At 59.5% G+C, this 12,939-nt stretch carries 11 protein-coding genes; 2 read left to right on the top strand and 9 right to left on the bottom strand.

Annotated elements, in window-relative coordinates:
• Positions 1–25: 25 nt before the first annotated feature.
• The 4 genes from AB4Z23_RS23005 to AB4Z23_RS22990 form a co-directional block, all read right to left on the bottom strand.
• Positions 26–1,669, bottom strand: a complete 1,644-nt coding sequence (locus AB4Z23_RS23005) for a Na/Pi cotransporter family protein (protein ID WP_025595112.1) — start codon at positions 1,667–1,669, stop codon at positions 26–28.
• Positions 1,670–1,766: 97 nt separating this feature from the next.
• Positions 1,767–3,449 carry a metallophosphoesterase family protein gene (locus AB4Z23_RS23000; RefSeq protein WP_441360808.1) on the bottom strand — a complete coding sequence of 561 codons (1,683 nt, stop codon included), beginning with the start codon at positions 3,447–3,449 and terminating at the stop codon, positions 1,767–1,769.
• Complete coding sequence (locus AB4Z23_RS22995; protein ID WP_035200106.1) at positions 3,443–4,051, bottom strand: dual specificity protein phosphatase family protein; 609 nt, start codon at positions 4,049–4,051, stop codon at positions 3,443–3,445. The genes AB4Z23_RS23000 and AB4Z23_RS22995 overlap by 7 nt, the downstream gene beginning before the upstream one ends.
• Positions 4,052–4,104: 53 nt before the next feature.
• The gene (locus AB4Z23_RS22990; protein WP_013762245.1) at positions 4,105–4,944 is read right to left on the bottom strand and encodes an inositol monophosphatase family protein; all 840 of its coding nucleotides are present in this window, start codon (positions 4,942–4,944) and stop codon (positions 4,105–4,107) included.
• A gap of 215 nt (positions 4,945–5,159) precedes the next feature.
• Between AB4Z23_RS22990 and AB4Z23_RS22985 the strand changes: the two genes are divergently transcribed.
• Together AB4Z23_RS22985 and proP are read left to right on the top strand one after the other, a co-directional pair.
• The gene (locus AB4Z23_RS22985; protein ID WP_003518197.1) at positions 5,160–5,456 is read left to right on the top strand and encodes a PRC-barrel domain-containing protein; all 297 of its coding nucleotides are present in this window, start codon (positions 5,160–5,162) and stop codon (positions 5,454–5,456) included.
• Positions 5,457–5,639: 183 nt separating this feature from the next.
• A complete protein-coding gene (proP, locus tag AB4Z23_RS22980) occupies positions 5,640–7,160 on the top strand; it encodes a glycine betaine/L-proline transporter ProP (RefSeq protein ID WP_013762244.1) in 1,521 nt (506 codons plus the stop codon).
• Positions 7,161–7,224: 64 nt separating this feature from the next.
• Here the strand turns inward: proP and AB4Z23_RS22975 are convergent, their stop codons facing one another.
• The 5 genes from AB4Z23_RS22975 to AB4Z23_RS22955 are packed head-to-tail and all read right to left on the bottom strand — an operon-like array spanning position 7,225 to position 12,881.
• Positions 7,225–7,950: an SDR family oxidoreductase gene (locus AB4Z23_RS22975; protein WP_013762243.1), complete on the bottom strand. Its 726-nt coding sequence runs from the start codon at positions 7,948–7,950 to the stop codon at positions 7,225–7,227.
• A 55-nt stretch (positions 7,951–8,005) separates the two neighbouring features.
• Entirely contained in the window at positions 8,006–9,616 is a 1,611-nt protein-coding gene (locus AB4Z23_RS22970; RefSeq protein ID WP_013762242.1) for an FGGY-family carbohydrate kinase, read from the bottom strand.
• Between the two features lie 25 nt (positions 9,617–9,641).
• Positions 9,642–10,373 carry an SDR family oxidoreductase gene (locus AB4Z23_RS22965; RefSeq protein ID WP_013762241.1) on the bottom strand — a complete coding sequence of 244 codons (732 nt, stop codon included), beginning with the start codon at positions 10,371–10,373 and terminating at the stop codon, positions 9,642–9,644.
• Between the two features lie 38 nt (positions 10,374–10,411).
• A complete protein-coding gene (locus tag AB4Z23_RS22960) occupies positions 10,412–11,389 on the bottom strand; it encodes an ABC transporter permease (RefSeq protein ID WP_003518202.1) in 978 nt (325 codons plus the stop codon).
• Positions 11,379–12,881 (bottom strand): sugar ABC transporter ATP-binding protein, encoded by a 1,503-nt coding sequence (locus AB4Z23_RS22955; RefSeq protein WP_013762240.1) that lies wholly within the window; start codon positions 12,879–12,881, stop codon positions 11,379–11,381. Before AB4Z23_RS22955 ends, AB4Z23_RS22960 begins: the two co-directional genes overlap by 11 nt.
• Positions 12,882–12,939 lie beyond the last annotated feature (58 nt).

The following is a 12,939-nucleotide window of genomic DNA, read 5'->3' as shown; positions in this document are numbered from 1 at the left end:
ACAGCGCCGTTTTACTGGCATGGCTTCAACCCGCCTGCTTGATCCGGCTTTCGATCAGGAGACCGCTTTCATCGAGGATCGGATGTGCGACGGCGGCGATATGGGCGTTGATGCGCTTCAGATCGCGCAGCATGTCGAGATGCACTGAGCTTGTCTGGATGCTGTCAGTCAGGCCGTCGCGCAGGCGCTGGAGATGTCGCTCCGATGACTGTTTTTCCAGCCGGCGCACGTCTTCCTTCACCTCCACCAGCCGACGGGCAAGGTCGGCATTGCGGGTGGCGAAAACGGATTGCGCCATGCGAATATTGTCGAGCGTGATGGAGAATAGACGTTCCAGCTCGCTTTTGCCATCATCGGAAAACCTGAGACCAAGATTGATCTTCTTGGCGATTTCCGGGCGGATGCCCTTCTCGATGATATCGCCGATATGTTCGAGATTGATGGCATATTCAACGATATCCATCGCACGTCGCTGATCCTTCTGGCACAAACCATCCTGGCCCACCTTCGAGACATAGACCTTGATGGCATGCTGGATACTATCGACCCGGCCTTCCAGCGTACTGATATCATTGAGTTTGGAAAGATCGCTGTCGCGCATGGCGTCATTCGCCTGACGCAGCATGCGCTCGATCAGGTCACCAACCAGCATGACCTCGCGGCTTGCACCGGCAAGCGCCGCAACCGGTTGACCCAGATCATGACTGTCGAGATAGCTGCGGCGGCTTTCGGCTCCCTCTTTTTCCGGCAGCAGCGCGGTCGTCATCCGCAGCAACAACGGCGATAGCGGCCATGCGATCGCGGCAACAGCAAGATTGAAAAGGAGATGCGCATCGACCGCTAGATTGGCGTGCGAGAAAGGCGACATGTCGAGCAGTGCCGCGCCGTATCCGGCAAGAGGCAGGGCTGCGACACAGCCGGTGGTCCGGACGATGAGGTTGCCAAGCGCCACCCGGCGCGCCGCGACCGGCGCCTTCAACGTCGCCAGCACCGGCGGAACCGCGCCGCCAAGATTGGCGCCGAGTACCAGCACGATAACGAGGCTTGTTTCAATGCCGCCGCTTGCCGCAAGTGACAGGATGAGGACGACGATAGCAAGGCTCGATGATGCCAGCACGGCCAGCACCGCGGAAAAGATCAACGCGACCGGCCAGGCATTGCCGAGCATGGAAATGAAGAGGTTAAGCGCCGGCGACTGCCGGATCGGATCCGTCGCCGCAGAAAGAAGATGCAGGGAAAGCAGCATCAGGCCGACACCGGCAAGGGCAGCACCCGCACCCTGCCGCTGCACCGACTTTCCACGCAATAGAATGACACCGGCAAGGATCAGCATCGGCGACAGCCAGCCAAGACCGAGTGCGACAATCCACGCGGTCGTCGCAGTACCCACATTCGCGCCGAGCAGCACGATTTGCGCCATCGCCGGTGCGATCAAGTCTTTTTCAACGAAGGAGGCAACCATCAGCGCCGTGGCTGTCGAACTCTGCAGGGCGATCGTCGCCACGAGACCGGCGATGAAGGAGCGAAACCCACCCCGTGTACCGGCGGCAAGCCCGATGCGAAGCTTGGCGCCGAAGGCACGCGACATTCCGTCCTTGATCTGCCCAAGGCCGAAAAGCAGCAGCGCCACCGCGCCGAACAGATTGATGCTGACAACGACCGATTCCACTAGATCACCTCGCCTGTCCTGCTTGCCGCCACTCTTCCCCGAGGGGACGTTGAACTGCCCCGTTGACATCGCGGATTGCGTCGAAAAAACCTACGGATCACACCGCAACGGATTGGAGTCGCGGTGTGAGTGGGAGCTCCAGATGCCGCAAACCGCCTTCGGCACGGTCGAGAAACAGCCCAAGGGCACCGAAGAAGATTTCGATAAAACTCTTAACCGAACCGTCGTGGTGATCGGGCTCACGGCCGAACCGCTCCGCCAGCATCCGGTAAAGGGAAAGCCGTTGAGGCGCGATATGGACAAGCGCCAGACCCGCGCTTTGACGCAGGCAATACCAGTCAGCAATAAGCTCGAACATCGGCAGATCGGAGGAAAGCCCGGCATCATGCGAGGCAAGGCTTTTTTCACCAAGCAGGCCGATAACCTCGGATATGGTTTTATCCGCGATAGCCGCCACGATCCCGGCTGGCCACTCCTTGGTGAAATAACGATGCCTGATAAGCGCGCGTTTGTGGCCAAGCAGGAAATCACCATAATTGCCGGCCGCAAATGCGCGGTCCTCATCCTCGCCCGCAAGTGCCATTTCCTGCGCATACCCACGGCAAATGCGGCTGTTAATCGGCAGCGCGGCCATTTCCACCGTCTCGATGGAAATCTCGTGCTGCTGGGGATGGACGACCTTGAAGGCGGGTGGAAAGGCAACCAGAGACGGCACGGCGATATTGGTGAGCGAGGTTTCCCCTTCCCCACGCCGGGTTACGCCTTCCACATGCAGATGCCCGCTGAAATGGACTTGGAGCCCGGCCTCAACCAGCGCATCCTCAACCGCCTTGCGCGGCGTGCGACGCACCACGTTGGTTTCGCCGAACAGCGCACTTTCGGCACCGCTTGCGCCATCGAAGGGATCGAGCGCCGGATAGTGCGAAAAGCCGAGCAAAGTCTTGCCGAGCGCCTGCGCTCTTTCGCGCACATCGGCAATCCAGTCGATGATGAAGGGCTTGCAGCGCAAAAGCGCATTCCAGCCGCCAGAGGTACTGTCGGTGAAAGCCGCTTCCTCACCCGTCTCGAAAGTGCCGTCAAGCGGTTCGAAAATATTGGCGTCGATCATGAGCAGCCAGAGGCCCGGCTCCGGCTCAACCAAATAAGATGCGTCCATCAGCCGGTAGATATTGGTGCCATCGGGGGAACGCACCTCGTAGAGACGATCTTCCGTCGCATCGGAAAGCCCGAACGGTGTTTCCCAATGCAGATAGTCCGGCTGGCGGAAATATCCGAAAGCCGCCATCGGGCCAAGGCCAACGGGGTAGCCTTCGCAATACATCCGGTCGCTGATCACCACCCGATCACCGGCCCGCCGCGCATCGCTTGAAACGGAAAGGCATTTGCCGTTCTCCGTCAGAAACTCCTTGGTATGATGTCGGCCACGCGGGCCGAAAATATCGTGGTTGCCGGGCAGCGCATAAAAGGCGGTGCCATGGGTATCACGATGACGCTCCAGAATACCCTTCAGCGTTTCGGATGTCGCGCGCTGGCCGTCGTCGGTATAGTCGCCAAGCAGCACCACATGGCGAATGCCCCGCTGCCGCACTTCTTCGAGTGCAGCATGCAGCGCATCGGCGCTTTCGTTGAAAACACGGGTGGATTCGCGTGTATCCGACCAGCTACGCATGGTGATGCGTTCTCCATCGACCTCTATGCCGGGAAAACCGAAATCGGCCGCCGTGTCATGGAAATGGGCGTCGGCAATGACGGCGACGGAAGGAAGCGTGCGTTTCAGCATGGTTGGACAGTCTTTCTGCCTTCGACCATATCGATCCAGTCGGAAGCGCGGCGGGCAGCAGCATAAAGCATCGGTTTCGGTGTCTCGAACCATTCGTCCGGCCGCAATTCCCGCTTCGTGCGGATCACAGCCAGTGCATCGTCGAGGTTAGGGTAAAGATGCGGCTGCTGCTTGTGCAGGAAAAGCGCGACCAGCGATACCGAGCGGCTGCGGCCGCTGCGGCAATTGACGAGCACATTGCCGCCATCGGGGAACGGATAGGTTTCGCGTTTCGGCATGGTCTGCCGCAATGCGCCGTCGAGAATATAATAGGCCCCCAGCATCATCGTGTCCGGACTGCCTTCGCCGTCGATAAGACCGAGCTTATAATAACGGATATCGCCATACCCCACCGCGCACCTGTCGCCATCTTCCGCCGACGCCTGCACGAGATTGATATCCAGATTGACGGCGCAGTTGACGACGGTGTTAATGCCGTGCCGGTGAAGGAGCCCAAGGTCGCTCGCACCATCGCTGCCGCCGATATAGAGCGCAACGTTACGCGGGCCGAGCCCTTCCGCAATCAGGCTGATCGCAGGCCGGGCATAAACGGGTCCATCCATCTCATTCCTCCACATGCACCAAGCACCCTTCACGGACAGGCGCTCGTCTAAACTCAGGCCGATACGGCCCGCTGCCGATCCGAAGGCTGCCGCTCTGCCAAAGGTATCTTCGATGCCCGGCTGACGCCGCTTGCAACACCGCTGGCTGCGGCCAGCACCGGCCCGCCATCTTCAAGACTACCGATCTCCAGGAAAGGGCAGACGTCGCCGCCAGCTTCGCTGACGAGTAGCAGTCCCGCAAGACAATCCCATGAATTCATGTGCAATTCGAGATAGGCATCGGAGCGGCCATCGGCCACATAGGCAAGCGCCAGCGCACCGGAACCGGCGCGGCGCACATTGGTGCCCATATCGAGCAGGTTCTTGACGACATCAAGATAGGTGGCATTCGCGATGCGGGTCGACCAGCCCATTTCGATTGAGGCCGCATCGAAACGTTCCGTCTGCGCAACCTGGATCGGCTGCCCGTTACGCGTTGCCCCCTCGCCGCGTCGGGCGAAATAAAGTTCATTCAGAGCCGGATTATAGATAGCGCCGATTTCGGTTTGCCCGTTTTCGACATAGGCGATGGAGATGCAGAAGTGCGGAATGCCGCGGGCGAAATTTGCGGTGCCGTCCACGGGATCAACGACCCAGACGCGATCACCGATCACACCGCCGCCCTCCTCGCCGAAAAAACTGTCCTTAGGAAAGCAGGTCGAGATCGCGCCGCGAATATGCGCTTCGGAGGCTGCATCCGTCACCGTCAGAAAGTCCTGCGGGCCCTTCATTGAGAAGCTGCGTGTCGCCTCGCCCTGAAAGCCTTTCAGCACCAATTCCCCGGCGGAAAGAATAACGCTGCGGCACAGTTCGGCACGGGCTGCCAACGTATCCGGATAAGGCATCAGGTCCATGCGGAATAACCATCTCTCAAAAGATTGAACACGCGTTCATATTGCACACGTGTTCAATCTTTTCAAGCGTGATTTTGCGGCGGGCGGTCCGCTGGAGTTCATACCAGTCCCCTAAGCGTTCAGACAACCGGTTTAGCCCAAAATCCCCCAGACGCGATGGAACGGTTTTGCACTGCGGGAGTTTCCATATCGCAACCCAAGCAGGAGGAAGAAAAATGGATCATGCCAATCACGTACGCCTCGTTGAAACCGAACTGACCCCGTCGGTTCTGGAAGGTGCAACAGTTTATGGCGCAGATGACCACAAGGTCGGCAAGGTCGATCACGTCCATGGCGTCGGCGCGGCAAGCACCGCGATCATCGACGTCGGCGGCTTTCTCGGCATCGGCGCAAAGCCCGTCGCAGTACCGCTCAGCGATCTCGATTTCATGCGCGATGAAGACGGCGATGTCCACGCGATTACCTCGTGGACCAAGGATCAGCTCAAGGAAATGCCTGAGCACCACCACTAATCTTTAAAAAACGCCCGGCTACCAGCCGGGCGTTTTTTTCTCCTGTCGGGCGACCCCGCCCATACTCCCCATGAGATGAGCTAAGGCCCGATTGTTCTGCCGACCGATGGAACGCTTAAGCGTATCAAGCATTTTCTTGGCGCTCAAAAAATTCGGGCGCAATGCAGTTCAGGGGGACAGTGATTGAACAACCAGATACAGGCCACTCCGCTGAGCATCGACGACGTCACCGTTATCGATGACGAGAAGGTCAAAAAAGCAGTTACGGCAGCCGCTCTCGGTAACGCGATGGAGTGGTTCGACTTCGGCGTTTACGGCTTCGTCGCCTATGCCGTCGGCAAGGTCTTCTTCCCTGACGCGTCACCCGCCGTTCAAACGGTGGCGGCGCTCGCAACCTTCTCCGTCCCCTTCCTCATCCGCCCATTGGGGGGCGTATTTTTCGGCGCCATGGGCGACAAATTCGGGCGTCAAAAAGTCCTCTCCCTGACAATCATCATCATGGCCGCGAGCACCTTCTGTATCGGCCTCATCCCCGGTTATGCCACCATCGGCATATGGGCACCCATTCTGTTGCTGTTATGCAAGCTTGCCCAAGGGTTTTCCGTTGGCGGCGAATATACCGGTGCGGCCATTTTCGTGGCGGAATACGCGCCTGACCGGAAGCGCGGTTACCTTGGAAGCTGGCTCGACTTCGGCTCCATCGCCGGCTTCGTGCTTGGCGCGGGGCTCGTCGTGCTGCTCAGCACCGCGATGGGTGAAGACAAGTTCCTCGACTGGGGCTGGCGCATTCCGTTCTTTCTGGCGGCACCCCTCGGGCTGATCGGGCTCTATCTGCGCCACGCGGCAGAAGAAACACCAGCCTTCACCGAACGCCTGCAGCGCTCTGAAGAAGAAGACCGGCAGTCGCTGAAAGAGCGCCCCATGGTTCCCATCGCCGAGATCGTGAGCCAACATTCCCGCTCGCTGGCAATATGCATAGGCATGGTCCTCGTGACCAACGTCACCTATTACATGCTGCTCACTTACATGCCGACATATCTGTCGAAGACGCTGAATTACAGCGAGGACCATGGCGTCCTCATCATCATCGCGGTTATGGTTGGCATGCTGTTCGTCCAGCCCGCCATCGGGCTTTTGAGCGACCGGATCGGACGCAGGCCGTTTCTGGCGGTTGGCAGCACGGCGATCCTGTTTCTTTCACTGCCGGCATTTCATCTCATCGCCAGCGGACAGGTTGTTCAGATTTTCTTCGGCCTGCTCATCCTGGCGGTCGCACTCAACTGCCTGATCGGGATCATGGCATCCACCCTCCCGGCCCTTTTCCCGGCCCGCATCCGCTACAGCGCGCTGGCTATCGCGTTTAATATCTCGATCATCGTTGCCGGGCTCACGCCGACACTCACCGCATGGTTGGTGGAGGTAACGGAAAATATCTATATGCCGGCCTACTATCTCATGGTCGCGGCCATCTTTGGCATTGTGACGACATTTTTCCTCAAGGAAACCGCCAACCGGCCGCTTTATGGCGACACGCCGAATGCGTCTAGCCGAAAGGAAGCGAAGTCGCTTCTTGCAGAGCAATATCTGCACATCGAGAAAAGCGTCGATGAGATAGACGACGAATTGCTCAAACTTGAAGAACAGAAGGAAATTCTTCAGGCAAAACGCAACCAGCTGGTTGGCAGACATCCGGATCTGACCTGAGCGGATATCCAGTCCTGGAACAGGATGCGCGGCGATGCATTTGCACCCGCGCATCCCTTAAACGTCAGACGGCGAGGAACCCGCCATCGATAGGCAACACCGCGCCGGAAATCATGCTGCTATCATCTGACAGAAGCAGTGCGATGCTCTGTGCCACGTCTTCGGCCTCGGCAAAGCGCTGCAGAGGATGGCGAACCATCATTGGTGTGCTCTTGGCCGGATCGTTCCATGCTTCGGCAGCCAGTTCAGTCAGCGTGATGGTCGGCGCCACGGCGTTGACACGGATGCCGTGCGGCCCGAGTTCCTTGGCAAGAACGCGGGTTGCGCCTTCAAGCCCCGCTTTCGAGGCCGCGTAGCAGAGATGATCCTGAAAACCGCGATGACCGGCAATTGACGTGATGTTGACGATTGCGCCGCCGCCACCCTTTGCGACACGGGCACGGGCGAATTCCTGGCAGGTGACGAGCGCGGCACGCAGATTGATGCCCAGTACAGCCTCATAACCTTCGTCGCTCATATCAAGCACGCTTTCGAGCACGTTGATGCCGGCGCTGTTGATGAGAAAATCGCAAGGACCCGCCTCGACCATCGCGGCCCGCGTCGACGCCACATCTGCGAGATCGACACGGATCGAGCGTCCGCCGATTTCGCTTTTCAGGCTGTCGAGATCGGACTGGGTCCGGCTGATTGCCACGACCTCAGCACCGCGCGCGGCCATCAGGATAGCGCAGGCACGGCCGATGCCCTTGCCTGCGCCGGTGATGATGACGGATTTTCCGGAAAACTGCATGGAATCCTCTTTATTTTGCGGCCAAAACGGCCGGACGATGGAAGCTTGTGGCGCTTCAGGAATGGTTTGCGGAACGAATGGCGCGCGCCGCATTCTGCAGTGCCAGAAACGCGTCGTAGCGTGACTGGTGCACTTGGCTGAATGCAGCGTCCGGTGCCGAATATTTGGCAATACGCGACATGGCGGGCATTGCGGAAATCAGGTCGGGATAGGCCTTGGCAGCAACCGCGCCGAGCATCGCCGATCCCAGAAGCACCGGCTCCTCGCATTCAGTGAGTTCAACCGAAAGCCCCGTCGCATCCGCCAGCAATTGTCTGGCAAGCGGATGCGCGCCCGCGCCGCCGCTGACACTGATCGTTTCCACGGGAGCGCCATGACGCGCCTGCGTCTCGATGATCTGGCGAAGCCCGTAACCGAGGCCGAGAAGCCCCGCCACGTAAAGCGCGACAAGCGAATCCACCCCCGTCTCGGTGCCGTAACCGGCAATGACGGCACGGGCATGAGGATCGGCGAAGGGCGCGCGGTTGCCGAGGAACTCCGGCACCACGTGAAAATTCTCGGCAATCTTCACGGCAGCGGAAGCAGACGTGGCCAAAGCCAGTGCACGGTCGGCAAGCCATGCAGGTAATGACTTGCCTTCTTTTTCGGAAAGCGCCTTTGCCTCTGAAAATGCCGGGTGCAATTGCACCAGATAATCAATGGCCGCACCGGCGGCGGATTGGCCGCCTTCATTGAGCCATGCGCCGGGAACCATGGCGGAATAATAGGGACCCCAAACACCCGGCACGAAAGCCGGCTCCGAGGTGGTTGTCATGGTACAGGAAGAGGTACCAAAGACGTAACCGAGGCACCGCGAAGCGTCGCCGCCCGCAGCCACCGTGCCGACACCCCCGGCATGCGCATCGATCAGACCGGCGGCAACGGCGGTTCCAGCAACCAGCCCCATGGCTTTTGCGGCTTCATCGGTCAAACCATTACCCAGCGCCGTGCCTGGATGAACGACGCTTTCACCGATACGGCGGAATCCCTGCTCCGCCAGATCGCCAAGCCCGATGCGGGTGAAATATTCCGCATCCCAACGTTCCTCATGGGCGAGATAAGTCCACTTGCAGGTAACCGTGCACGCGGAACGATCGAGCGCGCCTGAGGCTTTCCAGGTCAGGAAGTCCGTCAGGTCAAAGAAGTGCTCGGCGCGCGCATAGATATCCGGCCTGTTTTCGCGAAGCCAGAGCAGCTTGGGCGTCTGCATTTCCGGGGAAATCCGGCCACCGACATATTTCAGAACGGCATGTTCGCCCGCATTGATCCGCTCCGCCTGTTCGACGGCGCGGTGATCCATCCAGACGATGATATCGCGCTCTGGATGATCCGGCGCGCCGACCGGAAGGGTCTCATCCTCAGGCCCGCGCACCACGAGCGAGCAGGTGGCATCGAAACCGATGCCAACCACGGCTGCGGGATCTATGCCGGCGCGCGAGACACTTTCCCGCACGCTGTCGCAAACGGCTTTCCAAACCTCACCACTCGATTGTTCGGCTATGCCGCCGTCTTCGCGATGCATCGTGATCGGGCGCTTGGCGGTGGCGAGAAGCCTGCCCGCCACATCAAAGACACCGGCACGGGCAGAGCCGGTACCGACATCGACGCCAATCAGGTAGGAAGCCATTTGCGATACTCCTTGGGAGTGTAGTTTAAACGCGGTCGAAGTTGGTGGGCAGCACCAGCATGTCGCGGATGGTGACGGTGCGCTTGCGGGTCAGCATGTAAACCACCGCATCGGCCACTTCACTCGCGTCGATGAGGCTACCCGATTCCTTGGCCTTGCGAAGATTTTCTTCCGGCCAGTCTGCCAGAAGGGCCGAGACGACCGGGCCGGGAGAGACCTGCGCGACGCGCACACCATGCGGGATCATCTGGCGACGCATGCCCTGCACGAAGCTGGTGATCGCCCATTTCGAACCCGAATAGACCGGCTCCCAATAGGTCGGGAAATGTCCGGCGATCGAGCAAGTGACGATGATGTCGCCGGTCTTGCGCTCCGACATGTGCGGCACGACGGCCTGTACATTCTTCATCACGGCATTGACGTTGAGGTTCAACATCTTGTCGATGGCTTCCGGCGTGGTTTCGGTGAGATCGCCACCAATATAAGTGCCTGCGTTGCAGTAGAGAATATCGATGTGATCGACCTTCTCAAGGATTTCCGGGATCATGGCATTGCAGCTGTCTGCATCCAGAAGGTTCGTGACCTGCGCGATGGCGCGCTTGCCGAGTTTACCGACAAGTTCATTCAGGGCTTTCTCGTTCCAGTCGACCATGACGACGGTTGCACCGTTTTCCAGTAGCGCCTCGGTGGTGGCGAGGCCAATACCGGACGCGGCGCCGGTGATGACCGCGATCTTGCCTTGCAGCAATTCAGACATTTAATTCTCCTGCTTCTTTGAAGATATGACGCGTGGGCTCAACGCCAGTCGCGCCCGATATAGATGGCGAGCAGAATGATGCCGCCCTTGATGACATCCTGCAGATAAGGGTTGATACCCATGAGATTGAGGCCGTTATTCAGGATGCCGAGCAGCACCGCGCCGATAAGGGTACCAAGAATGAGCCCGCGTCCGCCGGCAATCGCCGTGCCGCCGAGAACCACGGCCGCAATGGCATCCAGCTCGAAACCGACACCCGCATTGGGCTGTCCGCTCATAAGCCGGCCGGTCAGAATGAGAGCTGCAAGCGCTGCCGTCACGCCTGAGATACCATAGACGGCAAGCTTGACGCGCCGGGTCTTGACGCCGGAGAGGCGCGCGGCCAGCTCGTTGCCGCCGAGTGCATAGACGTGACGACCGAAAGCCGTACGCTGCAAAAGCACCCAGGCCACGGCGTAAATCACCACCATGATGATAACAGGCACCGGCACGACGCCAACGCGGCCGACGCCAAACCAGGAAATCCAGCTCGGAATGCCGCTGACGGGATAACCGCCGGAGTAGATGAGGCCGAGACCGCGCGCCATTCCCATCGTCGCAAGCGTGACGATGATGGCCGGCATCTTGCCCCAGGCGACAAGTGCTCCGTTGAAGATACCGATGCCAAGTCCGATGAACAGCCCGGCCGGCAAGGCGAGCGACGCAGGCAGGCCGGTATTCACCATCAGGCCTGCAGACAGCGTGCCGACAAGCGCCATGACCGCGCCGACCGACAGGTCGATGCCGCCTGTGAGGATGACGAATGTCATGCCCACGGCCAGAATGCCCACGACTGAAACCTGTCGCAGCACGTTCATGATGTTGTTCACGCTGAAGAAATTGTCGCTCGCAAGACCCATCAGGATCGATACGACAATCAGGCCCGCCAGAGGCAGGGCGAGAGGCGAGCGCAGCATGCTGCCAAGGCCGAAACCGCTCGTCTTTTCGGCAATGCCGGTATTTGCATCAAGCGACATGTTCAACCCTCCCGGTGGTGGCGTTTGTCATTATTGTTTCTGAATTGATGTCTGCGCCCTCGACGGTGGCGACGATGCCCCCGGAGCGGAACACGCAGACGCGGTCCGACATGCCGATCACTTCCGGCAGCTCCGAAGAGATCATGATGATCGAATAGCCCTTGGCTGCGAATTCGCGCATCAGCGCATAGATTTCCGCCTTCGCGCCGACATCGATGCCGCGCGTCGGTTCGTCGAAGATCAGGACGCGCATGTCATGGTTCAGCCAGCGGGCGATAACGATCTTCTGCTGGTTTCCACCGGACAGCGTGTCCACGCGGGCATAGGGTCCCTGTGCCTTGACCTGAACCTGCGCCATCGCCTTTTTCGTGTGCTCCAGCTCTTTTTTCAGGTCGATAAACCAGTGAGCCTTCTGGTACTTGCGATAGTTGTTGAGGGAGATGTTCTGCAGGATGGAGAAACTGGTGATCAGACCCTCTTCCTTGCGGCTTTCCGGCAGCAGGCCAATGCCGCGCATCAGCGCCTCATCCGGGCCGGAAAAGCGGGTCTCGACGCCATCGACCTTGATCTTGCGGCGCGAAGCGGAATGCGCGCCAAGCATGGCCAGCACCGTTTCCGTGCGCCCGGAACCGACAAGCCCGGCAAAACCGAGTATCTCACCCTGCCGCAGGGTAAAGCGCGAGACCGGCCCGCCTTTTTTCAGTTGAAGCTCTTCGACCTCGATCACGTTGCGCGCAGCTGTATCGATCTTCGGTTTGGGCGGAAAATTGGCCTCGATGCGCCGGCCGACCATCATCTCCACCAGACGGTCATTATCGACGTCAGAGGTGAGGCAGGAGCCGATGAGTTCGCCATCACGCAGGACGGTGATGCGGTCGCAGATCTCGAATATTTCCTCGAGATGATGGGAAATGAAGATGATAGCGACACCCTGACGCCGCAGCTCGCGCATGACCTTGAAGAGATGCTCGGTCTCGGACGGGGTAAGCGTCGCAGTCGGCTCATCGAGAACGAGAATACGGGCATCGAGTGAAAGCGCCTTGGCAATTTCCACGAATTGCTGCTGGGCAACGGAAAGGCGGTGCACCGGCACATCGAGCGGAACGTCCACGGCCAGACGGCTCATGATTTCGGCGGCACGTTTACGCATCGCGCGCTTGTTCAGCAGGCGCAGCGGTCCGCGGATTTCGCGTGCCAGAAACATGTTTTCAACCGCATCGAGATAGGGGATCAGGCTGAATTCCTGAAACACGATGCCGATACCGGCGGCAATCGCCTCGTCGTAATTGGCGAAGCGGCGGTCCTTTCCGTCAATGCGGATCGTGCCCTCCGAGGGCTGCAAAATGCCGCACAGGATTTTCATCAATGTCGACTTGCCAGCGCCGTTCTCTCCCAGAAGCGCATGCACCTCGCCGGCGCGCGCCTGCAGGTCAACGCCGCGCAGGACCTCGATCTTGCCGAAGCTTTTTCTTATTCCATTCAGTTCCAGCATTTTACCCTCCTCGATGGTCGGGACATGTCCCGCCCCCACACGAGGCGGGGACGGGACC

It is taken from the genome of Agrobacterium sp. MCAB5 (assembly GCF_052114365.1).
Taxonomy (GTDB): domain Bacteria; phylum Pseudomonadota; class Alphaproteobacteria; order Rhizobiales; family Rhizobiaceae; genus Agrobacterium; species Agrobacterium tumefaciens.
This window is presented reverse-complemented; position numbering and strand designations above follow the sequence as displayed.